Origin of the sequence: Rossellomorea sp. KS-H15a (assembly GCF_024195245.1) — a bacterium.
Classification (GTDB): Bacteria; Bacillota; Bacilli; order Bacillales; family Bacillaceae_B; genus Rossellomorea; species Rossellomorea vietnamensis.
Genome location: NZ_CP096886.1, coordinates 3,355,173 through 3,379,234, shown reverse-complemented (window position 1 = coordinate 3,379,234; position 24,062 = coordinate 3,355,173). Strand labels below are relative to the sequence as shown.

At 43.2% G+C, this 24,062-nt stretch carries 28 protein-coding genes, 1 tRNA gene and 1 riboswitch; of the genes, 20 read left to right on the top strand and 9 right to left on the bottom strand.

Going from position 1 to position 24,062, the window contains the following annotated elements; translation table 11 throughout:
• Positions 1–28: 28 nt before the first annotated feature.
• Together M1J35_RS17335 and M1J35_RS17330 are read right to left on the bottom strand one after the other, a co-directional pair.
• Positions 29–382, bottom strand: coding sequence for a winged helix-turn-helix transcriptional regulator (locus tag M1J35_RS17335; protein ID WP_034757670.1), 354 nt, complete (start codon positions 380–382; stop codon positions 29–31).
• 212 nt (positions 383–594) lie between these two features.
• Positions 595–768: a DUF2759 domain-containing protein gene (locus M1J35_RS17330; protein ID WP_034757672.1), complete on the bottom strand. Its 174-nt coding sequence runs from the start codon at positions 766–768 to the stop codon at positions 595–597.
• 196 nt (positions 769–964) lie between these two features.
• Here M1J35_RS17330 and M1J35_RS17325 point away from each other — a divergent pair, with 196 nt between their 5' ends.
• The gene (locus tag M1J35_RS17325) at positions 965–1,600 is read left to right on the top strand and encodes an MBL fold metallo-hydrolase (protein WP_254651816.1); all 636 of its coding nucleotides are present in this window, start codon (positions 965–967) and stop codon (positions 1,598–1,600) included.
• Between the two features lie 40 nt (positions 1,601–1,640).
• Here the strand turns inward: M1J35_RS17325 and M1J35_RS17320 are convergent, their stop codons facing one another.
• Entirely contained in the window at positions 1,641–1,886 is a 246-nt protein-coding gene (locus M1J35_RS17320) for a DUF2626 domain-containing protein (RefSeq protein WP_034757675.1), read from the bottom strand.
• A gap of 277 nt (positions 1,887–2,163) precedes the next feature.
• Between M1J35_RS17320 and M1J35_RS17315 the strand changes: the two genes are divergently transcribed.
• Positions 2,164–2,544, top strand: a complete 381-nt coding sequence (locus M1J35_RS17315; protein WP_034757676.1) for a Spx/MgsR family RNA polymerase-binding regulatory protein — start codon at positions 2,164–2,166, stop codon at positions 2,542–2,544.
• Positions 2,545–3,020: 476 nt separating this feature from the next.
• Here the strand turns inward: M1J35_RS17315 and M1J35_RS17310 are convergent.
• Together M1J35_RS17310 and M1J35_RS17305 are read right to left on the bottom strand one after the other, a co-directional pair.
• Positions 3,021–3,092: transfer RNA gene (locus M1J35_RS17310), tRNA-Gln, on the bottom strand.
• Positions 3,093–3,161: 69 nt separating this feature from the next.
• Positions 3,162–3,800 carry a cupin domain-containing protein gene (locus M1J35_RS17305; protein WP_224519526.1) on the bottom strand — a complete coding sequence of 213 codons (639 nt, stop codon included), beginning with the start codon at positions 3,798–3,800 and terminating at the stop codon, positions 3,162–3,164.
• Between the two features lie 123 nt (positions 3,801–3,923).
• Between M1J35_RS17305 and comGA the strand changes: the two genes are divergently transcribed.
• The 9 genes from comGA to M1J35_RS17260 are packed head-to-tail and all read left to right on the top strand — an operon-like array spanning position 3,924 to position 8,659.
• Positions 3,924–5,042, top strand: a complete 1,119-nt coding sequence (gene comGA, locus M1J35_RS17300) for a competence type IV pilus ATPase ComGA (RefSeq protein WP_254651815.1) — start codon at positions 3,924–3,926, stop codon at positions 5,040–5,042.
• A complete protein-coding gene (gene comGB / locus M1J35_RS17295) occupies positions 5,026–6,048 on the top strand; it encodes a competence type IV pilus assembly protein ComGB (protein WP_224519528.1) in 1,023 nt (340 codons plus the stop codon). Before comGA ends, comGB begins: the two co-directional genes overlap by 17 nt.
• Before the next feature lie 10 nt (positions 6,049–6,058).
• Positions 6,059–6,388 (top strand): competence type IV pilus major pilin ComGC, encoded by a 330-nt coding sequence (gene comGC, locus M1J35_RS17290; RefSeq protein WP_224521053.1) that lies wholly within the window; start codon positions 6,059–6,061, stop codon positions 6,386–6,388.
• 40 nt (positions 6,389–6,428) lie between these two features.
• Positions 6,429–6,830 (top strand): competence type IV pilus minor pilin ComGD, encoded by a 402-nt coding sequence (gene comGD, locus M1J35_RS17285; protein ID WP_254651814.1) that lies wholly within the window; start codon positions 6,429–6,431, stop codon positions 6,828–6,830.
• Positions 6,814–7,140: a type II secretion system protein gene (locus tag M1J35_RS17280; RefSeq protein ID WP_224519529.1), complete on the top strand. Its 327-nt coding sequence runs from the start codon at positions 6,814–6,816 to the stop codon at positions 7,138–7,140. The genes comGD and M1J35_RS17280 overlap by 17 nt, the downstream gene beginning before the upstream one ends.
• Positions 7,040–7,570: a competence type IV pilus minor pilin ComGF gene (gene comGF, locus M1J35_RS17275; protein ID WP_371928684.1), complete on the top strand. Its 531-nt coding sequence runs from the start codon at positions 7,040–7,042 to the stop codon at positions 7,568–7,570. The genes M1J35_RS17280 and comGF overlap by 101 nt, the downstream gene beginning before the upstream one ends.
• A gap of 40 nt (positions 7,571–7,610) precedes the next feature.
• On the top strand, positions 7,611–7,919 hold the full coding sequence (locus M1J35_RS17270) for a hypothetical protein (RefSeq protein ID WP_254651812.1): 309 nt from the start codon (positions 7,611–7,613) through the stop codon (positions 7,917–7,919).
• Positions 7,920–7,922: 3 nt separating this feature from the next.
• The gene (locus M1J35_RS17265) at positions 7,923–8,423 is read left to right on the top strand and encodes a shikimate kinase (protein ID WP_254651811.1); all 501 of its coding nucleotides are present in this window, start codon (positions 7,923–7,925) and stop codon (positions 8,421–8,423) included.
• Between the two features lie 56 nt (positions 8,424–8,479).
• A complete protein-coding gene (locus M1J35_RS17260) occupies positions 8,480–8,659 on the top strand; it encodes a YqzE family protein (protein ID WP_034757956.1) in 180 nt (59 codons plus the stop codon).
• Between the two features lie 79 nt (positions 8,660–8,738).
• Here the strand turns inward: M1J35_RS17260 and M1J35_RS17255 are convergent, their stop codons facing one another.
• Together M1J35_RS17255 and M1J35_RS17250 are read right to left on the bottom strand one after the other, a co-directional pair.
• Positions 8,739–9,530 carry a YqhG family protein gene (locus M1J35_RS17255; RefSeq protein ID WP_224519531.1) on the bottom strand — a complete coding sequence of 264 codons (792 nt, stop codon included), beginning with the start codon at positions 9,528–9,530 and terminating at the stop codon, positions 8,739–8,741.
• Entirely contained in the window at positions 9,499–11,199 is a 1,701-nt protein-coding gene (locus M1J35_RS17250) for a DEAD/DEAH box helicase (protein WP_224519532.1), read from the bottom strand. Before M1J35_RS17250 ends, M1J35_RS17255 begins: the two co-directional genes overlap by 32 nt.
• Positions 11,200–11,373: 174 nt before the next feature.
• A riboswitch (glycine riboswitch) is annotated at positions 11,374–11,465 on the top strand.
• A gap of 180 nt (positions 11,466–11,645) precedes the next feature.
• On the opposite strand from M1J35_RS17250, the gene gcvT reads away from it, so the two are divergent.
• From gcvT to gcvPB, 3 genes are read left to right on the top strand one after another with little or no spacing between them, the layout of a single operon-like run.
• Complete coding sequence (gene gcvT / locus M1J35_RS17245; RefSeq protein ID WP_224519533.1) at positions 11,646–12,752, top strand: glycine cleavage system aminomethyltransferase GcvT; 1,107 nt, start codon at positions 11,646–11,648, stop codon at positions 12,750–12,752.
• Positions 12,753–12,768: 16 nt separating this feature from the next.
• Positions 12,769–14,115 (top strand): aminomethyl-transferring glycine dehydrogenase subunit GcvPA, encoded by a 1,347-nt coding sequence (gene gcvPA / locus M1J35_RS17240; RefSeq protein ID WP_034757966.1) that lies wholly within the window; start codon positions 12,769–12,771, stop codon positions 14,113–14,115.
• Positions 14,108–15,571 carry an aminomethyl-transferring glycine dehydrogenase subunit GcvPB gene (gene gcvPB, locus M1J35_RS17235; RefSeq protein WP_034757969.1) on the top strand — a complete coding sequence of 488 codons (1,464 nt, stop codon included), beginning with the start codon at positions 14,108–14,110 and terminating at the stop codon, positions 15,569–15,571. The genes gcvPA and gcvPB overlap by 8 nt, the downstream gene beginning before the upstream one ends.
• 275 nt (positions 15,572–15,846) lie before the next feature.
• Here gcvPB and M1J35_RS17230 read toward each other — a convergent pair whose 3' ends face one another.
• Positions 15,847–16,230: a rhodanese-like domain-containing protein gene (locus M1J35_RS17230; RefSeq protein ID WP_034757979.1), complete on the bottom strand. Its 384-nt coding sequence runs from the start codon at positions 16,228–16,230 to the stop codon at positions 15,847–15,849.
• A 210-nt stretch (positions 16,231–16,440) separates the two neighbouring features.
• Here M1J35_RS17230 and M1J35_RS17225 point away from each other — a divergent pair, with 210 nt between their 5' ends.
• From M1J35_RS17225 to M1J35_RS17215, 3 genes are all read left to right on the top strand, one after another.
• Positions 16,441–17,277 carry a lipoate--protein ligase family protein gene (locus tag M1J35_RS17225; protein WP_224519534.1) on the top strand — a complete coding sequence of 279 codons (837 nt, stop codon included), beginning with the start codon at positions 16,441–16,443 and terminating at the stop codon, positions 17,275–17,277.
• 350 nt (positions 17,278–17,627) lie between these two features.
• On the top strand, positions 17,628–20,198 hold the full coding sequence (locus M1J35_RS17220; RefSeq protein ID WP_224519535.1) for a vitamin B12-dependent ribonucleotide reductase: 2,571 nt from the start codon (positions 17,628–17,630) through the stop codon (positions 20,196–20,198).
• A 106-nt stretch (positions 20,199–20,304) separates the two neighbouring features.
• Positions 20,305–21,186, top strand: a complete 882-nt coding sequence (locus M1J35_RS17215) for a patatin-like phospholipase family protein (protein WP_079531714.1) — start codon at positions 20,305–20,307, stop codon at positions 21,184–21,186.
• 16 nt (positions 21,187–21,202) lie between these two features.
• Here the strand turns inward: M1J35_RS17215 and M1J35_RS17210 are convergent, their stop codons facing one another.
• The gene (locus tag M1J35_RS17210) at positions 21,203–21,565 is read right to left on the bottom strand and encodes an SA1362 family protein (RefSeq protein WP_051758230.1); all 363 of its coding nucleotides are present in this window, start codon (positions 21,563–21,565) and stop codon (positions 21,203–21,205) included.
• 306 nt (positions 21,566–21,871) lie between these two features.
• Here M1J35_RS17210 and M1J35_RS17205 point away from each other — a divergent pair, with 306 nt between their 5' ends.
• The 3 genes from M1J35_RS17205 (at position 21,872) to M1J35_RS17195 (ending at position 24,039) form a co-directional block, all read left to right on the top strand.
• Positions 21,872–22,441, top strand: coding sequence for a YqhR family membrane protein (locus M1J35_RS17205; RefSeq protein WP_061809669.1), 570 nt, complete (start codon positions 21,872–21,874; stop codon positions 22,439–22,441).
• 85 nt (positions 22,442–22,526) lie between these two features.
• Complete coding sequence (aroQ, locus tag M1J35_RS17200; protein WP_061809670.1) at positions 22,527–22,985, top strand: type II 3-dehydroquinate dehydratase; 459 nt, start codon at positions 22,527–22,529, stop codon at positions 22,983–22,985.
• Positions 22,975–24,039, top strand: a complete 1,065-nt coding sequence (locus M1J35_RS17195; protein WP_061809671.1) for a M24 family metallopeptidase — start codon at positions 22,975–22,977, stop codon at positions 24,037–24,039. The genes aroQ and M1J35_RS17195 overlap by 11 nt, the downstream gene beginning before the upstream one ends.
• Positions 24,040–24,062 lie beyond the last annotated feature (23 nt).

The window sequence follows — 24,062 nt, the reverse complement described above, 5'->3', positions numbered from 1 at the left end:
TCTAAGCCCACTCTTTTTATTGAACCGATCAAACTTCTTCACTTTCCAAAAGGACTTCACTTTTGTCGGGATAGGTTTTTTCGATATGCTGTTCACCCCATGCACATAACATATCCAGGGGTTCTTTTAGGGACCATCCGTATTCTGTCAGTTCGTACTCTACCTTTGGAGGTACCTGATTATAAATGATCCGGTTTATGACTCCATCAGCTTCAAGTTCCCTCAATTGCTGGGTCAGCATTTTCTGTGTTATTCCAGGCATCAAGCGTTTTAATTCACTGGTTCTCCGCTTGCTTTTAATCAAATGACAGAGGATGACGACCTTCCACTTGCCACCAATCACTTCCAAGGAAGCTTCAACGGGTATGTTGTATTTTTTCATATCATGACCTCCCCATCTATGGTCGAATACTATATAGAATCAGCAACAGGGCCAGGGAATATCCCATTTCCTTGTAGAAATATTTCACTATCATTATAACGTACACATCAAAAAGGTCCATAGGGTACTTTTGAGTGCCTATAGGAGAAGTGGGGAAATTAAAAAGCCTTCCATCATGAAGTGGAAGGCTTTTCAATGTGAAACATTTTTAATTAATGGCCACCTGGGTATCCAGAGTGAAGGACAGTCATAATTGTAAACCATCCAAAGACACCTAATGTCGCCAGTGAGAAAAGGATTCCCATCGCATTCTTGTTTTTGAATGTGCTTACTACTGCAAATAAAGCTAATAGTGTAACAAGTGAAGTGATAATTACAAGACCCATTTATATGACCCCTTTCATTAAAATGCGTTTTTCTGACTCTATTGTAACATTATGTACATAAATGCACCCATTAACATTTTATAGGTTTTTCTCCGGTTTGTCGAGGTCAAAAAGTTTGACACTTCTATGTCGACCCCATTTTTATGATAATGGAAGTTCTGATACAATAATAGTATCACAAATGGAGGTGGAAACGTTGCAATGGAAACAAATGCCCTTAGGCCCTTTGCAAACCAACAGTTACATCCTATGGAACACTAACCATGATTGTCTGGTCATTGACCCCGGTGGAGAAGGGGAGAAACTGATTCAATGGTTGGAAAATCACTCATTGTCTCCTTTAGCCATCCTTCTCACTCATGCTCATTTTGATCACATCGGAGCAGTCGATCAAATGAGGGACCACTTCAGCATCCCTGTATATGTACATGAAAAAGAGGCTCAGTGGTTATTGGATCCTGCATTGAATGGATCGCAGCTATTCATGATGGGCGAACTCATCAGACTAAAGCCGGCGGACTACATACTGACAAATGAAAAGACCTTGAAAATTGGTGATTTTCAGCTGCAATTATTCGAAACACCTGGTCATTCACCGGGTAGTATTTCTTATTATGTACAAGAATGTGGAATCGTATTAGCAGGAGATACTTTATTCATGGGAAGTATCGGACGATCTGATTTGCCGGGGGGAAATCAGAAAGAACTATTAGCAAGTATTCACGATAAGCTATTGACCCTGCCTGAGGATACCACGGTTCTACCAGGTCACGGTCCTGAAACGTCGATTGAAGCGGAAATGGATTCAAATCCCTTTTTAAACGGCTTTTAAATAAAAAAATCCCTTCAGCTAAAAGCTGAAGGGATTTTTTTTAGTGTCCTCCTGCACCAGGAGTCATCATAAAGGTCGTCCAATAAGTAAAACCTGCAAAGAACACTGTTAAGTAGGCACCGAAAACATAAATATACATGCGTTCGGACAGTTTTAAATAGCTAAGCATAATGAAGAATCCGGTTTGGCCTAAAAAGATTAATGATGTCGTGGTCATATCACCAAGATAGAACATAACGGCAAAAATACCAGTCCAAAACCCAAGAACTCTAAACATACGATCCATATGTAACCCTCCTTTGCACCCTAAGTCCATCACTCAATATTATAAATGAATACTACCATAAAAGTAAATATGTGTTTGAAGTTAGTTTGTGACGAATGCTTGTTAACTAAACATGAAACTTTCATTCACTCTATTCTTTTCTTGGTATTTCACCCCGAACCATTTTATGTAAAAAAATAATCACAAATTTCCAAGGGATATTACTGTACAAAAGTTATACAATTAATATACAATATGTTTAACGAATAAGAAGTTCAAATTTAAGGAGGTCAATAAAGTGAACAACCTGACATTTTTTACTTATCCAAGCTGTACCTCTTGCCGCAAAGCCAAAAAGTGGTTAACCGCACATTCCGTCGATTTTGATGAGAGGCACCTATTCAGAGACACTCCTACACATAAAGAGCTAATGGATCTACTTTCCTTAACGACAGATGGTCTTGATGAGATACTTGCCACGAGAAGCCAAACGTTCAAAGACTTGGGAAAAGACGTGAACGATCTTCCATTATCGGAAGTGATCAAACTAATTATCGATGAACCCAAACTTCTTCGCAGGCCCCTATTGACAGACGGAAAAAAACTGGTCGTCGGCTATAATCCAGAAGGACTTCAGAGTTTGGCGAACAAAAACAGATCATTGAAGAAAAGCAGCTAAATGGTTGAATTGAAAAAGGCAGGCACTTGAATTTCGAGTGCCTGCCTTTTTCAATGGTTTACTCATTTGTCGGGGCTGAACGAGTCGCCTCCGCTTTTCGTCTATCCAGCTACAGGGCTTAGAGGCTCGAGGTCATAAGCTAAGGAACCCAAAAAGGCAAAGAGCGCCTTTCCGGGTTCCTCATCTTATGCTTGTCGCCTCTGGGCAAAGCCCTTCCGCTTTTAGTACTGTCCAGCTCCGGCGGCTAGCCCCTCGAGGTCACAACTGAAAAATCCCATAAGGCAAAAAGCGCCTTTTGGGATTTTCCAGTTGTGCTTGTCGGGGCTAACCAAGCCGCCTCCGCTTTTCGTCTATCCAGCTACAGGGCTTAGAGGCTCGAGGTCATAAGCTAAGGAACCCAAAAAGGCAAAGAGCGCCTTTCCGGGTTCCTCATCTTATGCTTGTCGCCTCTGAGCAAAGCCCTTCCGCTTTAAATACTGGGCTAGCTGGATTCGAACCAACGCATGTCGCAGTCAAAGTGCGATGCCTTACCGCTTGGCTATAGCCCATTGAATCGTCTTTACAAAATATAGTATGGATGTATTTTGAGGAACTATTCATGTATTGCTAAAAAGTTTTTAAAATGTCTTCGGAATGCATTGTCTGTTGTAATAAGGGTTTGGCTGATATTGATAATAGTATGGAGGATAATTGAAATGTGTTTGCCGTACTGGTGAATGCCTTTCTTGTTCTAGGCAGCCCGGGCCGATATACGTGCCTGGCTTTACTTTCTCTGTCGTATTGATCCATGCGTTTTCATTCATGCAATAATTTTGAGCCATGACGCTTGAGGGGGTAAGTTTTAAAATATCGGATCCAAGGACAACTTCTGGAACGGGAGAATTAAATATAGCGAGTAGGTGGGTATTGTCCTTCCTTGCTTCTTCATAATGCCACCATCCTTGAGGTACATTCGCCACTTGTCCCGGCGAAATCCGGTAATTTAATATTTCTTTCGTAAATGGATTAAGTATGGAGACGATGGCTGCGCCGGAAATACAATAGACCAGTTCCGCAGCATTTTGGTGGTAATGAGGTTCTACAAAGTTATGTTTACTTAAATAGATATCAAGAAGAGAAGTATTGTCCAATGTATTTAGCTGATTTACTCCTAAAACATTAATCAGGTTTTGATTATCTTTTTTGAATAGGGGACTTTCATTCACATCAAAAGAGAATTGAGCTTCAGGTGAAGAATAATCCATATATTTCGTCATGGGAGGGTCACCACTTTCGAATGGCTGATTTTCTTATTTAATATATGGGTGGGCGATTGAAGTGTGAATCGGAAGAGACTTAAAGTTAAAAAACTTTCAAAAAAAGAAGGATTTTGCCAATTAATGTCGTATATTTACTTTAAGAAAACAGAAAGGTGGTGCCAATCCATATTTCACTCAGTCGAATCGTTATCGGAAGTGATGATTGGAGAAGCGTTCAGCAATGATGCCACAGATGTTCATTTGATTCCCAGAACGAAAGATTACTTGATTCAATTCAGAAAGCTCGGGGTACTGGTTCCATTCCAGACCATAGACCCGGATCAGGCAGATCGCTTGATTGCCCATCTGAAGTTCATGGCCTCCATGGATATCGGAGAAAAGCGTAAGCCCCAAAGCGGCTCCTTCAGCCTTACCGTAAGAAATACCCCCCTATCTCTCAGAATTTCCACTCTGCCAACCACCCACTTGAAAGAAAGTCTCGTCATTCGGATACTCCCACAAAAATACCAGATTCCCATTGAAAAAATGTCACTATACCCGTCATCAGCTAAAAAACTTCTTGCACTTCTTATGCATTCCCACGGACTCATCCTGTTTACAGGACCGACAGGAAGTGGTAAAACGACGACTTTGTATTCCCTCGTACACCATTGTTCCGTCGCCCTGAACCGGAATGTGATCACCCTTGAGGATCCAGTCGAGAAGCAGCATGATGAAATGGTGCAGATCCAGGTGAATGAAAAAGCAGGAATTACGTATTCAACGGGATTAAAAGCCATTTTGCGCCATGATCCCGACATCATTATGGTGGGGGAAATCCGGGACCGGGAGACGGCAGAGATTGCAATACGGGCATCCCTGACAGGTCATTTGGTGATCTCGACTTTGCATACTAGAGATGCAAAAGGGGCGATATATCGCTTGATGGAACTGGGGATCGAGTGGCACGATATCGAACAGACGCTGCTTGCTGTATCTGCTCAGAGACTGCTGAAGCTCCTCTGTCCGATCTGCAAAGCAGAATGTGGCGGAAAGTGTCTTGTGGGGAAAAACCGTAACAGGGCATCTGTCTATGAAATCATTACGGGAAGCTCTTTGAAGGAAGTATTGAAGGAGGCTAAGGGCGAGAGGGCGGAACATCAGTATCGCACATTGCAGGCTTTAATATGTAAGGGGGTGGCACTCGGATTTGTTTCAGAACATGAATATAGGAAATGGGTTCATGAAGAAAAGCGATGATCAGGGTAAATTCCTGAAGAGGCTTGGTGACCTCCTTCAAAAAGGCTATTCTTTTACAGAGGCCATCGACTTTCTCTTGCTTCCTAAAGAAAAGAAAACCATCAAATTTAAAAAAAGATTGATCGGCTCCCTCCAAAAAGGAGAGTCCATTTCCACCGTGATGAATAAACAACTCAACATCCCCGCTCATGTCAGCGCACAGATTTTTTTCGCCGAGCATCATGGCCAAATGGGACATACCCTGTCTGAGGCAGGAAACTATCTCATTAAAAGAAAAAAAAATCAGGAGCAATTGCAAAAGATCTTTCAATACCCGCTCATGTTAATTTTTATATCCATCATCATGATGGTCTTACTTCGAAAAGTATTATTTCCAAGATTTCAGTCCCTTTATTCCTCGATGGGCTATGAACCTTCCGCCAAGCTTACGTATCTCTTACATTTCATTGAGAACTTCCCCATGATTTTCTGTGCAGGATTACTGTTTCTCCTGCTCCTTACAATCGTCTTTTTCCTTTTTAAAAAGAGAATTTCGCCTGTGAAGCTCTCGGTTGTCTTATGTCGAATACCATTGATCTCCACTTACATGAAGCTCGGTCATTCCCACTTTTTTTCAAGGGAATTAAGCTTCCTGCTTTCAAGCGGTGTATCCATCACGGAATCCCTCCTCATCATCGAAAGACAATCATTCCGTCCGACCTTACAATACATTTCCAGCCGTTGCATCCAACAGCTCAAAGCAGGGAGTCCGTTTCATGAATGTTTTTCCACTATGCCTTTTTTCCAGGAAGAGCTGTCATTCGTTGTTCAGCACGGGCAGAAGAACGGACGATTATCAGAGGAACTTCGTATTTACAGTGATATCTGCTTTCAGGAATTAGAGGAGAAAACACATGCCTGGCTCAAGTATATCCAGCCCGCAATCTTCACTTTTGTCGGTCTATTTATCATGGCGATTTATTTCTCTATCATGATGCCTCTCTTCCAGATGATGCAGGGAATCTAAAATGAAATCTATACCCAGGAGGAAAAGTATGCTCAAAAATGAAAAAGGATTCACATTAATTGAAATGATGATCGTTTTGCTCGTCATTTCCGTCTTGCTTTTTATCACGATCCCGAATGTGACCAATCAGAGTAACTCCATCAATTCTAAAGGCTGTGAAGCGTTCGTTCATATGGTGGAAGGGCAGATTGAAGCGTATAAGATGGATGGGAATACAGATTCAGTGACCATTGATACCCTTGTTGCAGATGGTTATCTGAACGATGACTATAAAGCCTGTCCAGACGGAAGGACCATCTCCATCGATGCTGAAGGGAAGGTGGTGACGGCTGCTGATTAATGAAGGGATAAAAGTTGAAGCGGGATATACCCTCGTTGAAATGCTCATCGTCTTATTGATCTTTACCATTTTATTATCGTGGGTTGGTTTCTCCATCGTTCCGTTAAAAGACCATACTGAAAAGGAACTGTTCATTTCTCAGCTCGAATCAGACCTCTACCAGATCCAGAGTTACAGTATCAATCATCAAGTCCCGACATTGCTTATCTTTTATCCTTATACAAATAAATACGTTGCCAAAACAGGAGCAAGTCAAACGATTGTGTCGAGAAAACTTCCTGCCGGTATACAGATAGCCTTAACGAACAGCTTGGAGGAAATCACTTTTTATCCTGATGGGAACACAAATCAATTTGGCAGGGTGAATTTTAAAATGGGAGATGTCAATATGTATCTGATGTTCCAAATTGGTCAAGGGAGATTTTATGTACAGGAATACTAAGGGTTTTTCATTACCAGAAACACTCGTAGCGTTTAGTTGTGTTCTCATGATATGCGGCTTGTTCATCCCCTTCCTCATTCATTATGCGTCCGGGCTTCAAAAGCTCCAACGTGAAGTGGAAGCATTGAAATTCCTTCGGGAAGGGGTGGAGGAGGCAATCGTTACACATGAGTTTGTCGATCATTCAAGAATCTATAAGGGGGTCGGGTATGAGCTCATTTGGGAAAACGGGGGGAGTGGTGAAGCATGTGTACGCTATGATGAAGACGCAGGGACCATCCGTGAAGTGTGCGTCGGGGCGGATGGATGAGAAGGGGTTCACATTGATTGAGGCTCTGTTAAGCTTTAGTTTGTTTTGTATGATTTCCCTCAGTATTCCCCTGATGATGAAAGGTTTTTCGACGATCGAGCATGATTTGGTTCCTCCCCGATATTATGAATGGAATTTATTTCATGAAAGTGTAAGAGATGAATTAAGGAAGGCAAAGGATGTAAATGTAATGTCCAATCAACTCTCCTTCGTCATGGACGGGGAAACGATACTGTATGAAAATTATAATCAGTCCATTAGAAGGAGGGTGAATAATAGGGGTCATGAAATCGTCCTTCAGTCAGTGGATGGGTTTACGTTTAATGTCATCGATCAGGGGGTGCATTTGGATCTGGAATTTGAAGGCGGGGAAAAAGTGGAAGGGAACTTCTTTTCCTTTTCAGCAGCGGAGGGGGGATTCTCACCTTAACAATAACGGGTTTATTCTTCCATATACGCTGCTTCTATTGATGATTGTACTGGTTTTAGCCTTTGCATCAAAAGACTTGTTTATAAGTAAGTATCAGTATCTCTCTAACATGAAGAGTATTCAGGAAAGAAATGTCAGTGTCTCCCGCGCGATCTTATTTGAAATCGAGAATGGACCTCATCCTTCAGGGAATGTAAAAACCAAATTTGGTGAGGTCATGACCACCAGTCAGATGCTAAACCCGCAAGAAGTCCAGTTGGAATTGACATTCTCACGGAATAATAAGGTTTTTCTTCCTTCGACGGTTGTGTATAATAGGGAAACAAAACAAATCACACGTTGGGAGTAGAATATGAAACCGATTTTCTTTATTGGCTTTATGGGGGTAGGAAAGACGACGATTGGAAAACGTCTTGGAGACGTTTTGAATCTTCCGGTGATCGATATGGATCAATACATCGAAAGGATAGAAAAAAAGGCAATCAAAGATATTTTTCTTCAGCATGGTGAATCGTATTTCAGGGATCTGGAAACAAAAGTGCTCAATGAATTGAAAAGTGAAGAAGTCATTATCACTACTGGTGGGGGAGTGGTGGAAAGAAAGGAGAACCGGGAATTTCTAAGGCAGAACGAATCTGTTTTCCATTTAACATGCTCTTTTGATTCACTATGGGAAAGGCTTGAAGGGGATGAGGATCGTCCTCTGGTACAAAATAATTCGAAGGGCAAATTACTGGACCTTTTTGAGCGTCGTCTTCCCCTGTATAAAGATGGGAGCTCTGTAATAATTCATACAGATCATAAATCAGTCGATGAAGTGGTTCAAGCGATATTGCCCTACATCAAGAGTTAAGCTGTATAATTTCCGTTCTATTGGGAATACTGATAAAAGCGGAAGGTGGTGCTTTTATGTCAGTAAATGATTATGTTAAGTTCATAACACAAACATTTGTCCAGCATTATGAAAAATCACCCCATGAACGTAAGACATTAAAAAAGCAGAGAAAGAATGAGCGGGAACCATTTCTCTTCAGGTGGTTCGGCATCATCCCATATGCTTTCATGATCATGTTCAAGAAAAACAAATAGTGGATAAGGATTACCTTTATGGTAGTCCTTTTTTTATAGCCAAAAGGGGGAGAAACAAAGCTTGTCTCCCCCTGAATCCTCATTTCGACTGTTGCAGATAAAAAATCCCGCCGTTTATGACTTCGATGGTGATCTTCGGTTCATACTGCTCTTTTAACGCCTGCTGTTCAAGAAAATAAGATTCTGGCTTTTCTTCCTGATCTCCATAGAAATGGTTCAGAAGTTGAAGGTCCTCATCCCAGGTTTTCCTCGCTTGTTCCGCCCATTCGACGGGCTCCCTTGTGATTTCTTCATAAAGATAAGCCTGAATCCGGTTGACTCCGCTTTTCGGTTTGATGATCGGTGTCAAAGTGAATGAGAAGTCCGGAATCTTCGGCGTCAGGTTTTTGGATAACAATAAAGAGTGAAAGTCCTCTTCTATGACGCCGTTGATCAGGTTTAATCCGATGCTCTTTATGCTGTCTTTCTTTCGATTGGATTGATAGGATATTTTAATATTCAGGCCCAGCCATGGGTGGAGCGGGGTTTGCTGTCCGCTTGGAGTGTACCTGTTTTCATACAGTCGGATATACCCTGCCAAATTTCGTGTCGAATGAAAGATCTGATGCAGACGCGGTGAACCAAAGTGAATCGGTTCTCCTTTCATATCTTCCGGTGCCTGGTCGGGATTTGTGACGAGAGATAATGTCATTGGGTTTGGTGTCCCGCCTGTCTTTTCGAGATAATGCCAATAGAACGGTCGGTTCATTAGCTCTTTATCCAAGTCGATGGTCAGCTGTACGGTCATATATCCATTGCCGTTCGCAACCATATCACAGCCGTTGGCGACGAAGTATCTCTCAAGAAATCGATGAATTTCGTGCTGCTGCATTTGATTTCTCCTCCTTTAATTGTTCGGCGAATTGAATCATACTCGTCAAATTTTCCATTTTGATCTTCATTTCCCCTTCTGTACGGGAGGAGGAGAGGATGTCTGTCACATGCTCTTCAAAATCCCTGAAATCAAGCCGGGTCAGGATTTCGTCCAATTGACCAATTACCCGCTCAAAAAGATTGATCTTTTCATACAGAAGCTTCAGGATATGTTCTTCAACAGTATTCTTAGTTGCAAAGTTATAAATATGAACATCTTCCGTCTGGCCGAGTCGGTGCACACGGCCTATTCGTTGCTCAAGCCTCATAGGATTCCAGGGTAGGTCGAAATTGATCACGTGATGACAGAATTGAAGGTTGATTCCTTCCCCGCCGGCTTCGGTGGCGATCAGCACCTGGGCATGCTTCTGGAATAATTCACGCATCCAGTCTTTTTTACCACGTTTAAATCCACCACGGAATGGGACCGAGCTGATTCCGTGCTGCTTCAAAAACCATTGAAGATAAAGCTGTGTCGCCCGGTACTCGGTGAAAATAATCACTTTATCATTAATGGATTGTACGATTTCCAATGCTTTCTGAGCCTTGGAGTTCATCGTGACATTTTCTACTTTTTTCATCAATGTCCCAATCATCTGTTCAAAGCCCGGGGTAGGTGATTCCTTCTTCTCAAGCATATTCTTCAGGGTGTAAAAAACAGCTTCGCGTGAGCTGCATGCTTCTCTTTGTAAAGTCAAAAGGGAGAAGGAACTTGAATTGGCCCAGTCATCATATCTCCCCCTGAGCAGATCGATACTGTTATACAGATCCCTTTCAGCTTCATTGAAATCGATCAACACCGTCTTTACATGGCGCTTTGTCCATTCGATACCTGTATCTCCACGGCGGTTACGGATCATCACTTTGTTAATGAGGCTCTTTAAATGTTCATCCTCCTGAAGCGAACGATCTCCTTTTTTATATCTGTCCGTAAATCCTGATTCATTGCCGAGATGCCCCGGCTTTAATAGGGAAACGAGATGAAAGATTTCCTCTACGCGATTTTGGATAGGTGTGGCAGTCAAAAGCAGGCAGAATTTTTTCTTTAGATTCTGCACAAATTCATAGTTTTTTGTTTTATGATTTTTCAGTTTGTGAGCTTCGTCAATGATCACCAGGTCATAATCCTGTTCATACACCTTTTCCCTGTGAGGACTTCTTTTAGCAGTGTCCATGGAAGAGACCACGATGTCACATTGATCCCACACATAGCTCTTTCTCTGGGGCACGGCAGGAATGAAGAATTTGCTGTTCAATTCATACGCCCACTGAGAAACGAGGGAAGCAGGAACAAGGATCAATACTTTTTTTACTAAACCCCGAATCATGTACTCTTTTAATATCAATCCTGCCTCGATCGTCTTCCCGAGTCCGACTTCATCTGCAAGGATGGCTTTTCCATTCATCGTTTCCACAACCTGTTTCGCTGCTTCCAGCTGATGAGGGAGCGGAGTGACGTTTGCCAAATGTTTTGGAGCCTGCAGGCCATCAAAGTTCGGAATTGCAAGATGATGCTCGAATTCGATGGCGAGCTTATAAAGTTCCCAGTTCCCCCATGGTCCATCGTTTTCGATTAAATTTTCGAGACCTTCTCCCCACTCTTCATCAAATATTACTTCAACATTCATCTGAAAAACATCTCCTTAATTCTTATAAAAATGATTGCTCAAAACTCGTATTTAATGGTAGGATGAAAATAGATTTTCAATTGTTAGAAAAACTCGAAAATCCGAACATTCACATTTACAACATTTCTTCTGTATATTTCTAGTATGACCAATTGTTTCAAGGAATATTGGCGAATGATGACAAGGGGAGAGACTGTGCATACAGCGCCGAAGGAGCAAGCACGTTTAAGTGTGAATCTCTCAGGCAAAAAGACTCTTGTTGGACGCAACTCTGGAGAGTGTTTCCGACTCAGGAAACCACCAAAGGGGAAAGCCGTTCTTCGGTAAACTTTCAGGTGCAAGGACAGAGAAAACTTCTTTATGAAAAGGGGTTTTTCTGTCCTTTTTTCATGGGATAAAACGTGGTTAAGGATTATGCATGTAAGGAAGATAAAGGGGGAAAAGTCATGTCAGAGTTAAAACAAACACCTTTATACGAAGTGTACAAAGAGTATGGAGGAAAGACCATCGACTTCGGTGGCTGGGCTTTACCAGTGCAATTCTCAAGTATTAAGGAAGAACATGAAGCGGTACGATCCCGGGCAGGACTATTCGACGTTTCTCATATGGGAGAAATTGAAGTGAAGGGTGAAGGGGCTCTTGACTACTTACAAAAAATGATGACAAATGATGTTTCCAAAGTGAAAGACGGAGGCGCTCAGTATACGGCTATGTGCTACGAAAACGGTGGGACGGTCGATGATTTACTTGTTTATAAAATTAAAGACAATGATTATTTGCTTGTTGTCAATGCAGCAAATATAGATAAAGATTTCAAATGGATGAAAGAACATCAGACAAAAGAAGTTGAAATTAATAATATTTCTGAACATATGGCGCAATTGGCACTTCAAGGCCCTCTTGCGGAAGAAGTTCTACAAAAAATTACAAATGAACAAACATTGAGTGATATCGGTTTTTTTAAATTTCAGACGGAAGTGAACATAGATGGTAAACCTGCACTCGTTTCCCGTACCGGTTATACAGGTGAAGATGGTTTTGAAATCTATTGTGCTACAGGTGATGCTGCTTCAATCTGGAAGACGATCTTAGCTGCCGGCAAAGAGCATGGCGTACTGCCGTGTGGACTTGGTGCACGTGATACCTTGCGTTTTGAAGCGAATCTTGCACTTTATGGCCAAGAACTTTCTCAATCCATCACACCGATTGAAGCTGGAATTGGCTTCGCTGTAAAAGTAAATAAAGAGGTGCCATTCATCGGTCAGGAAGTACTGAAACAACAAAAAGACGAAGGAGCCCCACGAAAGATCGTAGGGATTGAAATGATCGACCGCGGCATTCCACGTCATGGCTACAAAGTATTTTCAGGTGAAGAAGAAATAGGGGAAGTCACAACAGGGACACAATCTCCTACATTAAAGAAAAATATAGGATTGGCATTGCTTGATAAAGAATTCACTTCATTGGATACAGAAGTATTGGTTGAAATCAGAGGGAAAAAGCTTAAAGCGAAAGTGGCATCAACACCTTTTTATAAAAGACCAAAGAAATAGGGGAGGAATGACGGTCATGAAGCATCGTTATTTACCGATGACAGAGCAGGATCAAAGGGAAATGTTAGAACAAATAGGAGTAGACAGCGTTAACGATCTATTTGAAGATATTCCTGAACAGGTTCGTTTCAAAGGGGATTACAACATCAAAGAAGCGAAGTCCGAAACGGAATTGGTAAAGGAACTGACTAAAATGGCAGCGAAGAATGCTGACCTGAAAAGTCATACATCGTTTCTCGGGGCAGGGGTCTATGATCACTACATGCCCATCATCGTAGATCACGTATTATCACGATCAGAGTTTTATACAGCGTATACGCCGTATCAGCCTGAAATTTCCCAAGGGGAACTTCAAGCCATCTTTGAATTCCAGACGATGATTTGTGAACTGACAGGAATGGATGTAGCCAACTCCTCTATGTATGATGGGGGGACGGCCCTTGCAGAGGCAGCAATGCTGAGTGCTGGCCAGACCCGCCGGAAGAAGGTCCTAGTGTCTAGCACAGTCCATCCCGAATCACGTGATGTTTTGCGCTCATATGCAAAAGGTCAGTATATCGAAGTGGTGGAGATTCCGCACACGGATGGTGTAACCGATGTGGAAGAACTTAAGAAATTAATGAGTGATGAGATTGCAGCGGTCATCGTTCAATATCCTAACTTCTTTGGACGTGTGGAAGAGCTGAAAGCGATCGAAGAAGTGGCACATGGGGAAAAAGCGATGTTCGTCGTGTCCTCAAATCCCCTCGCACTCGGGGCACTTACACCTCCGGGGAAATTAGGGGCGGACATTGTCATTGGGGATGCACAGCCATTCGGTATCCCGAGCGCCTTCGGTGGACCTCACTGCGGATACTTCGCCGTGAATAAGAAGCTTATGCGCAAGGTACCTGGACGCCTGGTCGGTCAAACCGTTGATGAAGACGGTATCCGCGGTTTCGTTTTGACTCTCCAAGCCCGTGAACAACATATCCGTCGCGATAAAGCGACATCGAATATCTGTTCCAATCAGGCATTGAATGCACTCGCTGCATCCGTCGCGATGACGGCACTAGGAAAACAGGGTGTCAAAGAAATGGCCATTCAGAATATCCAAAAAGCTCATTACGCTAAAGAAGCCTTGAAAGCGAAAGGGTTCCTCGTCGCGTTTGAAGGACCATCATTCAATGAGTTTGTCATAAAGGTAAATAGGCCTGTCAAAGAAATCAATCAAAAGCTACTCGAAAAAGACATGATTGGTGGATATGACCTTGGACTTATGGATGACAGCTTAACGCAGCATATGCTGGTGGCTGTCACGGAACTTCGCAGCAAAGATGAAATCGACGCATTCGCAGCAGAATTGGGGGATTGTCATGAATAAGCAAGATCAACCTCTTATTTTTGAATTATCTAAAGAAGGCCGAATTGGTTACAGCTTACCTGAAATGGATGTACCTCAGGTAGATTTATCCGAGCTCATTCCATCAGATTACATCCGCACAGAAGCACCGGAACTCCCGGAGGTTTCGGAACTTGATATCATGCGCCACTATACGGCACTGTCCAAGCGTAATCACGGTGTGGACTCCGGTTTCTATCCACTTGGATCCTGTACGATGAAGTACAATCCGAAAGTGAACGAAAACGTTGCACGCTTGAACGGATTCGCCCATATCAACCCGCTGCAGGAACCGGAAAGCGTTCAAGGTGCCCTTGAACTGATGTATGACCTGCAAGAGCATTTGAAAGAAATCACCGGTATGGATGAAGTCACCCTTCAACCTGCTGCAGGGGCCCATGGCGAATGGACCGGGCTTATGATGATCCGTGCTTATCATGAAGCAAATGGTGATACACACCGTACGAAGGTCATCGTACCCGATTCAGCTCATGGAACTAACCCGGCCAGTGCAACGGTTGCCGGCTTTGAAACGGTTACGGTGAAGTCAAACGATAATGGACTCGTCGATTTAGACGATCTTAAGCGCGTCGTCGGGGATGACACGGCTGCCCTGATGTTGACAAACCCGAACACCCTTGGATTATTCGAAGAGAATATCATGGAAATGGCTTCCATCATTCATGAAGCTGGCGGAAAGCTGTATTATGATGGTGCCAATCTAAATGCCGTCCTTTCAAAAGCAAGACCGGGGGATATGGGATTTGACGTCGTACATTTAAATCTCCACAAAACATTCACTGGCCCTCACGGTGGCGGTGGTCCGGGAAGCGGTCCTGTAGGAGTGAAGGAAGACTTGATTAAATACCTTCCTAAACCGGTACTGGTGAAAAATGGTGACACGTTCGAATTCGATTACAACAGACCTGAATCCATCGGACGGGTAAAACCTTACTATGGAAACTTTGGAATCAATGTCCGTGCGTATACGTATATCAGGACGATGGGGCCGGACGGACTGAGAGCCGTAACGGAAAACGCGGTCCTGAATGCCAACTACATGATGCGTCGACTGGCACCTCACTTTGACCTGCCATACGATCGTCATTGTAAGCATGAGTTTGTCATCAGTGGGAAACGTCAGAAGAAGCTCGGCGTCCGAACATTGGATATTGCGAAGCGACTACTGGACTTCGGATATCATCCACCAACCATTTACTTCCCGTTAAACGTGGAAGAGTGCATGATGATCGAACCGACGGAAACAGAATCCAAAGAAACCCTTGATTCCTTCATTGATGCCATGATCCAAATTGCCAAAGAAGCAGAAGAAACACCGGAAATCGTCCAGGAAGCCCCTCACACAACCATCGTGAAGCGTATGGATGAAACACTGGCTGCAAGAAAACCGGTACTCCGTTATACAAAAGAGAGCTAAACATACCATTGACACCGAAAGCCCTGCAGGAAAATCTCTGCAGGGCTTTTAGTTGAGGGACGGACCTGTGATATGTAGTGATGGTGATGAGGAATCCAGCCGTTATGGGTGATCATCCAGCGGAAATGAACAGGAAACCAGCCGTTTTGGTCAATAATTCGGCCGAAAGATCAAAAAATCCAGCCGTAAACCATTTAGTTCCATTTGCGGATGCATCCCGGCCACTCACGAACCGCATGCAAAAAAAAAGATCGCCCAGGGGCGATCTCTCTGCATTATTTTTTATGCTTTACTTTCCCTGTCCATTTTTTAAATCCACCTTGTAACTGGTGAAGATTGCGGTACCCTTTTTTGTGCAGCATTTGAGCTGCTCTTCCACTGCGGAGCCCGCTTTGGCAATAAAGGTATACGGGTTGATCTGAGCGGATTTCCTTTTGTCTCATTTTGATCTGTGACAAAGGAATATTGCGTGCACCGAGGACGTGACCGTTTTCAAATTCATTCGCTTCACGAACATCTATCAATTGAGCTTTACGATATCCTGCTCGAAATTCTTCCTCATTCAGTGTATTCACGATTCTCTTTTGATAGAAGAACGTAAAAAGTGAATAGATGATGATTCCACCAAGTACGACTAAAAGAATATATAATCCTTCCATCATTCATGCTCCTTTCTACAAATGCGCTACCTTCTATTATATTCATGAAGTGCGTAAGAATCAAAACAAATTTATTATTTTACAGCAAAGACTTTCCAATCTGTTTTTCTTTGTTTTTTCGATTGGATTTGATAGACTAGTAACGGACTTGAATGAAGATGAATTTTTACATAACGCTATTAAATAGAAGACGCAAATGAGGTATGCTGCATGAAAAAGGAAACGTGGAGATTCATTGACTCCGGGAATTGTTCTCCCTCTTATAATATGGCCCTTGATGAGGCCTTGCTCGATTGGCACAGTGAAGGGAAGATCCCTCCTACGATCCGGTTTTACGGGTGGGATCCAGCGACACTTTCTGTCGGTTATTTTCAAAAAGTAGAAAAGGAAATCAATCTTGACGCTGTCAAAGAACACGGACTTGGTTTTGTAAGACGGCCGACGGGAGGCAGAGGGGTTCTTCATGAACATGAATTGACGTACAGCGTCATCGTGTCAGAAGAACATCCGGAAATGCCAAGGACAGTCACAGAAGCGTACCGTGTGATTTCAGAAGGGATTCTGAAGGGATTTCAAGGGCTTGGTCTCGAAGCCTACTTTGCTGTACCAAGGACGGCAGAAGAACGGGAAGGATTAAAGAATCCGCGATCGGCGGTTTGCTTTGATGCCCCGAGCTGGTATGAGCTTGTCGTGGAAGGACGAAAAGTGGCAGGAAGTGCACAGACGAGACAAAAAGGTGTTATCCTTCAGCACGGCTCGATTCTATTGGACCTTGATGAGGATAAGTTGTTCAGCCTGTTCAAATACCCCTCCGACAGGGTAAAAGAGCGTATGCAGCGGGCATTTAAAAGCAAGGCTGTTGCAATGAATGAGATCAGTTCAGTGCCGGTCACAATGGATATGGCGAAGGAAGCATTCAAAAAAGGTTTTGAGGAAGGATTGAATATCCATCTCGAGCCCTATGAGCTCTCTGAAGAGGAAACACAATATGTTGTGGATCTTGCCAAATCACGATACGAATCTGATGAGTGGAATTTTAAACGTTAAAAAATTTTTTGTTGAAAAAAAGCGATGCTTGTCGCTTTTTTCCTATTTTACCAACGATTACGGTGCTTTATATTATATCAAGTTCAAAATTAATAGAAATAGCGGGATTAATAGATGTTTTTCTATTCTTTTCTCCTGTTTTCTATTTTTATTGGCATATTAACCGTTTGACAAACAAATGACCTATTGACCTGAAACACAATATATGGTGTGTCGAATAATTTTTCGTACACAATATGTTGTGTTTATTTATTGCTTTTCCAGAATGGCTATGATATCTTAATACTTGATATAAGACATCAGCGAAGAAAACAGAAACTGAAACATTTGAGATAGAAGGAGTTGTCTTTATGACTGTTGCGTCGAAAAATGCGATGAAATTAAACACCGAGAGATTAAATAAGGATATTGGATTGTTTCCTCAAGTACATCCCATCACACCGGATATGACTACTACACACAAAGGTGTCTCCCGTCTGGTCATGATCGATCGTTATTCGTTCAAGGATACGGAAAAGATCACACTTAGCGAAGGAGACTTCGTGGTCCTCACCATCAAGGAAGATCCCAAGTTTCCTGCAAGGGGATTGGGCTACATTTCAAGCATCGATTGGGAAACGAAAAAAGCATCTGTCTGGATCGAAGAAGAGTACAGAAGTGCCATCGATAAACCGGAGGAGATGGAGACAGGGATTGTCTCGAGGACACTCGATGTCATTGAGAAACCACTTGAAGTCTACTATGAACAAATTGCGAAGCGTAACGCAACAGGCTTGGCAGAGGTGGAAGAAACTCCTGAAAAGAGACAGGTTTGGTTTGAAAAATTCTATCATGAGCTAGTGAATCTCCATTTTGTTCCTGCTGGACGTGTCCTATACGGAGCGGGTGCAGGCACGGATGTAACGTATTTCAACTGTTATGTGATGCCATTCGTACAGGATTCCCGCGAAGGTATCTCAGAGCACCGCAAGCAGGTGATGGAGATTATGAGCCGCGGCGGCGGAGTCGGAACGAACGGATCGACCCTTCGTCCACGCAATACTCTCGCGAAAGGTGTCAACGGGAAATCATCAGGTTCCGTTTCCTGGCTGGATGACATCGCGAAACTGACTCACTTGGTTGAGCAGGGCGGATCAAGACGTGGGGCACAAATGATCATGCTTTCAGATTGGCATCCCGATATTATTGAATTCATTATCTCTAAAATGCAAAACCCGCGTATCCTGCGTTATCTTCTTGAAAACACGGAAGATGAAACCATCAAAAAGGCGGCTCAGGATAAGTTGAAATTCACCCCGCTGACTGAACAAGAGGAAGCGATGTATCAAGGGATCCTGAACTACAGACAGATCCCCGGCTATGGTGGATTCGATGTGAAGATCCTTAAGAATGCGGAAGAAAAACTGCGCACAGGGGGCACATACAGTGTCCATAATTCAGAATTCCTGACAGGGGCGAACATCTCCGTCTGCCTGACAAGCGACTTCATGGAAGCCGTGGAGAACGATCGTGAATATGAGCTTCGCTTCCCTGATGTGGAAAGTTATAACGAAGAGCAAATGAACTATTATAATGAAGAATGGCATAATGTAGGCGATGTGCGCGAATGGGAAAAGCTTGGATACAAAGTTCGCACATACCGAAAGATCAAGGCGAAAGAACTGTGGAACCTGATCAATGTGTGTGCAACCTACTCAGCTGAACCAGGAATCTTCTTTATCGATAACGCCAATGATATGACGAATGCGAAAGCATACGGCCAAAAGGTAGTGGCCACGAACCCATGCGGCGAGCAGCCCCTTGCTCCATATTCAGTGTGTAACCTGGCAGCCGTCAACCTTGCTCAGTTTGCGGATAAAGAGACGAAGACCGTTGATTTCGAGAAATTGAAGCGTACGGTTGAAGTCGGTGTTCGCATGCAGGATAATGTCATCGACGCGACTCCATACTTCCTGGATGAAAATAAGAAGCAGGCTCTCGGGGAGCGACGCGTAGGCCTTGGCGTAATGGGTCTTGCCGACTTATTGATCTACTGTGAAAAAGAATACGGATCAGAAGAAGGTAACAGGCTTGTGGATGAAGTCTTTGAAGTCATCGCGACAACTGCTTATCGTGCTTCCGTTGAATTATCGAAGGAAAAAGGAAGCTTCCCATTCCTGACTGGAAGCACTGATGAAGAAACGAAGGCCTTGCGTAAGGCATTCGTGGAAACAGGCTTTATGAAGAAAATGCCTGAAGACGTACGTCATGACATTGAAGAGTACGGAATCCGGAATTCCCATCTGCTGACGGTGGCCCCAACAGGTTCGACCGGTACGATGGTCGGGGTGTCGACGGGTCTTGAGCCATACTTCTCCTTCACCTATTACAGAAGTGGACGTCTCGGTAAATTCATTGAAGTAAAGGCGGATATTGTAGAGGATTACTTGAAGAGAAATCCGGATGCGGATGCAGACAATCTTCCGGAATGGTTTATCTCTTCCATGAGCCTGGCTCCACAAGCACATGCCGACGTTCAATGCGTCATCCAAAATTGGATCGACAGCTCCATTTCGAAAACCGTGAATGCCCCTCGTGGTTATACGGTAGAACAGGTAGAAAAAGTATATGAACGACTGTATAAAGGTGGAGCAAAGGGCGGTACCGTGTATGTGGACGGAAGCCGTGATTCTCAGGTGCTTACCCTTAAAGCGGAAGAAAACAGCTTTGATGATGAAAATGAACAGGAACAACATGACATTCCGACCGCTAAAAAGCCGATCGTATTACTGGATACAATCCAGGACGTGCGTTCCACGGACGTAACCATCGGTTCTGAAGTGGGGAATACATGCCCGGTCTGCCGTAAAGGTACGGTAAAAGATATGGGTGGTTGCAATACTTGTACAAACTGCGGCGCTCAGCTGAAGTGTGGACTATAATCATTAAAATGCGCAGGAGGGGACTGGTTCCCCTCCTGTTTTTTTTAGTCTAAAATCCTTCCAGGTGAATTAAAGATGTAGTAATACACTAAAAGGAGTGGAGCCTTTGGACATCGATGGCGTATTTTCCGGTGGAGGTATAAAGGGGCTCGCCATGATTGGAGCGTACCAGGCGATTGAAGAGGAAGGATACACATTCAAGAGGCTGGCAGGAACCAGTGCAGGGGCAGTGATTGCTGCATTTATCGCTGCAGGATACTCAAGTCGTGAATTACTCAAAATCATGGGCGACCTTGATTTGAAAGACCTGTTGGATTCAAACGCAGTCATTTCCCTTCCGATCCTTAAGTGGTTTCGAGTTTATTATCGTTTAGGATTATATAAAGGAGCGGCACTTGAAAGCTGGGTGGAGGAAAAGCTGAAAGCGAGGGGGATCTATACGTTTGCCGATCTGCCCCCCAGGTCCCTCCGTGTCATTGCATCGGATTTATCAAACGGAAGACTGCTTGTACTTCCTGATGACCTTGAGAAATACGGCATACCGAAAGAAACTTTTCCCGTTGCCAGGGCGATTCGGATGAGTGCGAGCCTTCCTTATTTCTTTGAACCTGTGAAACTGCGTTCACTCGAAGGGACCAGTTTCATGGTGGACGGGGGGGTGCTCAGTAATTTCCCCATGTGGCTCTTTGACAGGGAAAATGTGAAGAAGGTAAGGCCGGTACTCGGAGTGAAGCTTAGTCACGACTTGATGAGTAAGCCGAAAAAACCGATCAAAAATGCCATTGATTTATATGGAGCCCTCTTTACGACCATGAAAGACGCCCATGATTCAAGATATATTTCCAGAAAGCTTGAAAAGAACATTATTTTTATACCGACTGAAGGGGTACTCACCACTGAATTCGAACTCACTCCCGAGCGGAAGATTGAACTCGTCCAATACGGGAAAACAAAGGCCGCAGCCTTTTTGCAGACATGGCCCCATTAAAAAAACAATCGAGCTCCTAAAACGAAGCTCGATTGTTTTTTTTATTCTTTTTTCCTTCAATTACGGTTAGTTTGGCATTGGATTTTTTTCGTATCGAACGTTTTTTTGAAACATTGGATACTTGAGGTTTACTTGTAGACTTCTTCTTATGCCGCTTCTTCGATTGCTTGGCTGCTTTAACAAACGCTCTCTGTTCATTGCTATTTCCAGTCCGTCTTCCACTGAACCATCTTTTGTAAATGAAATAGATGATCCCGATGACGGCTGCTGTAATCAGCAATTGCCTTGCAAGACCTAAAGGATTTCCGAACAGGGAAGTTCCGAGCCCGATTATAGCCAACAAAATGAGTGTGAAAACAAAGATATTACGAGCGTTCAACAAAGCCACCTCCTTACATCACTATCCATCTTAGATATTATCTATACTATTATTCTAGACCATTTCGGCCTTCTTTAACCGTATAAATTGATTTTTTATCAGGGTATGAAGGGGACAAACCCACTTCTTTTTTCTGAAACTTTAAAAGATATTATCTATTTTACTAAATATTGAAGAAAATCACTAGAGAGAGCGTTTCCCGAATGTTATTTATCTACGATCTGGTCCAGATTGGAGGAGAGAAAAATAAACATTCCATGCAAATGTTTCATTCTATGGGACATACTACGAATGGAGGTGTTACAGATGGCAGAACAGAAAGGGCAACATGAGAAGGTCCAGAATGGGACGGAAGAGAGTAAAGAAAATCCACGGTTGGAGCAGAATCAAAGTGAAAAACCGCTTTCCTTCACGGCAATGGTCGTCGTGACGGGCTTTACAGCCGGGATGTTATGGAGCGGGATTGCATACATTTGCTACTTCTTCTCCTTTACGAAGATTGAACCCAATATCATATTCGAACCTTGGGCAGTCGGGAACTGGGTGGACAAATGGATCGGTATCGTTCTATCCATCGTGGCTTATGGTGTCATATCGATCGGCGTGGCCCTCATTTATTATGGCCTGTTGAGAAAATTCAAGTCCATGTGGGTTGGTGCAGCGTACGGAATCGCTCTGTACCTGGCTTTTTTTCTGGTACTGAATCCACTTTTCCCAAGCATAAAATCCTTTACAGCCATTGATTATCACACATTGATCACAACGTTCTGTTTGTATATTCTTTACGGTGTATTTATAGGTTACTCGATTTCATACGAAGAAAATGAATTAAGGCATCAGGATGAAAAGGAAAAATCAGGGGAAGTTTCTCATTAATTTATCAGACAATTAAGTAGGTATAGGTAAAAGGTTTATGTTAGAATGTTCATGATGAACATTCTATTTTTTTAGGAGTTTACATATGGTGAAAATCTTACTGTTAAATGGGCCCAATTTAAACCGATTAGGGAAACGGGAGCCCGCTATTTACGGTCATGTCACACTGGCTCAACTGGAATCAACCTTGAAAAGCAAGGCAGAAGATGACGGTTATGAATTGCTTGCCGCTCAATCGAATCATGAAGGGGAATTGATTGACATCATCCACACCTGTGAAGATGAAGGATATGGGGGGATCATATTGAACCCCGGTGCGTTCACGCATTACAGCTATGCGTTGAGAGATGCTGTGGCGTCGGTATCCGTTCCGGTTGTGGAAGTGCATATATCAAATATTCATGCACGGGAAGAGTTTAGGCATCAGTCTGTGGTGGCAGCTGAGACGATTGGTCAGATCGTCGGATTCGGACTGTTTGGGTACGAGTTGGCCCTCAAAGCCATTATAATGAACATTAAGGGAGTGGAACACGATGAAAATTGAACGATTACGTGAAACCTTTTCAGAGAATGAACTTGACGGTATTTTATTGACGAGTATGTATAACCGACGCTATATGACGAACTTTACGGGTTCTTCGGGAGTGGTATTGATTTCAAAGGAGAAGGCCTTATTCATCACCGATTTCAGATACATAGAACAAGCAACGGAACAGGCAGCTGATTATGAAATCGTGCAGCATACCGGTCCGATTCATGAAGAAGTGGCAAAGCAGGTGAAGAACCTGGGTATTACGAAACTTGGTTTCGAAAAGAACGATATGACCTACAGTGCTTTCGAAAGCTACCGGGATACAGTGGAAGCGGAAATGGTGCCGGTATCCGGTTTAGTGGAAAAGTTACGCTTGATTAAGACACCTGAAGAGCTTAATATAATTAAGGATGCGGCGGATATCGCCGATGCAGCATTTAAGCATATATTAGATTTCATCAAACCGGGTGTGACAGAGTTAGAGGTTTCAAATGAATTAGAATTCTTCATGAGAAAAGCAGGAGCCACTTCATCCTCTTTTGATACCATCGTTGCCTCAGGTTATCGTTCTGCACTGCCTCACGGGGTGGCCAGTGATAAAGTCATTGAAAAAGGTGATTTTGTAACCTTGGATTATGGTGCATACTATAAAGGATACTGCTCCGATATGACACGTACTTTATCGGTAGGAGAACCAAGCGAGAAATTGAAAGAGATCTATGATGTCGTCCTTCAATCACAGCTTCTTGCCATGGACCGGATCAAGCCGGGCATGACAGGTAAGGAAGCGGATGCGATCGCACGCGATTACATAACAGAAAAGGGTTATGGTGAGTATTTCGGACACACATTAGGGCATGGGATCGGTCTTGAAGTACACGAAGGACCCGGACTTTCTACGCGCTCTGATGTGGTTCTCGAGCCTGGGATGATTGTAACCGTTGAACCAGGTATCTATGTACCGGGTGTTGGCGGCGTACGCATCGAGGACGATACACTCATAACGGAAGATTCAAATGAAACACTAACACACTCAACAAAAGATCTAATCATTCTACCATTTTAGTCCTGAAAAAGGCCTACTAATCA

Coding starts and splice junctions, on each gene's coding strand:
- M1J35_RS17320 (WP_034757675.1), bottom strand. CDS start 1,886: ATGGATCGTATGTTTAGAGTTCTTGGGTTTTGGACTGGTATTTTTGCC.
- comGB (WP_224519528.1), top strand. CDS start 5,026: ATGAAGAAAAGCGATGATCAGGGTAAATTCCTGAAGAGGCTTGGTGAC.
- M1J35_RS17330 (WP_034757672.1), bottom strand. CDS start 768: ATGGGTCTTGTAATTATCACTTCACTTGTTACACTATTAGCTTTATTT.
- M1J35_RS17205 (WP_061809669.1), top strand. CDS start 21,872: ATGGCAGAACAGAAAGGGCAACATGAGAAGGTCCAGAATGGGACGGAA.
- M1J35_RS17335 (WP_034757670.1), bottom strand. CDS start 382: ATGAAAAAATACAACATACCCGTTGAAGCTTCCTTGGAAGTGATTGGT.
- M1J35_RS17280 (WP_224519529.1), top strand. CDS start 6,814: ATGTACAGGAATACTAAGGGTTTTTCATTACCAGAAACACTCGTAGCG.
- M1J35_RS17230 (WP_034757979.1), bottom strand. CDS start 16,230: ATGGAAGGATTATATATTCTTTTAGTCGTACTTGGTGGAATCATCATC.
- M1J35_RS17255 (WP_224519531.1), bottom strand. CDS start 9,530: ATGCAGCAGCACGAAATTCATCGATTTCTTGAGAGATACTTCGTCGCC.
- gcvPA (WP_034757966.1), top strand. CDS start 12,769: ATGAAGCATCGTTATTTACCGATGACAGAGCAGGATCAAAGGGAAATG.
- comGF (WP_371928684.1), top strand. CDS start 7,040: ATGAGCTCATTTGGGAAAACGGGGGGAGTGGTGAAGCATGTGTACGCT.
- gcvT (WP_224519533.1), top strand. CDS start 11,646: ATGTCAGAGTTAAAACAAACACCTTTATACGAAGTGTACAAAGAGTAT.
- gcvPB (WP_034757969.1), top strand. CDS start 14,108: ATGAATAAGCAAGATCAACCTCTTATTTTTGAATTATCTAAAGAAGGC.
- M1J35_RS17220 (WP_224519535.1), top strand. CDS start 17,628: ATGACTGTTGCGTCGAAAAATGCGATGAAATTAAACACCGAGAGATTA.
- M1J35_RS17195 (WP_061809671.1), top strand. CDS start 22,975: ATGAAAATTGAACGATTACGTGAAACCTTTTCAGAGAATGAACTTGAC.
- comGD (WP_254651814.1), top strand. CDS start 6,429: ATGCTCATCGTCTTATTGATCTTTACCATTTTATTATCGTGGGTTGGT.
- M1J35_RS17265 (WP_254651811.1), top strand. CDS start 7,923: ATGAAACCGATTTTCTTTATTGGCTTTATGGGGGTAGGAAAGACGACG.
- comGA (WP_254651815.1), top strand. CDS start 3,924: ATGTCGTATATTTACTTTAAGAAAACAGAAAGGTGGTGCCAATCCATA.
- aroQ (WP_061809670.1), top strand. CDS start 22,527: ATGGTGAAAATCTTACTGTTAAATGGGCCCAATTTAAACCGATTAGGG.
- M1J35_RS17250 (WP_224519532.1), bottom strand. CDS start 11,199: ATGAATGTTGAAGTAATATTTGATGAAGAGTGGGGAGAAGGTCTCGAA.
- M1J35_RS17305 (WP_224519526.1), bottom strand. CDS start 3,800: ATGACGAAATATATGGATTATTCTTCACCTGAAGCTCAATTCTCTTTT.
- M1J35_RS17225 (WP_224519534.1), top strand. CDS start 16,441: ATGAAAAAGGAAACGTGGAGATTCATTGACTCCGGGAATTGTTCTCCC.
- M1J35_RS17270 (WP_254651812.1), top strand. CDS start 7,611: ATGATTGTACTGGTTTTAGCCTTTGCATCAAAAGACTTGTTTATAAGT.
- M1J35_RS17260 (WP_034757956.1), top strand. CDS start 8,480: ATGTCAGTAAATGATTATGTTAAGTTCATAACACAAACATTTGTCCAG.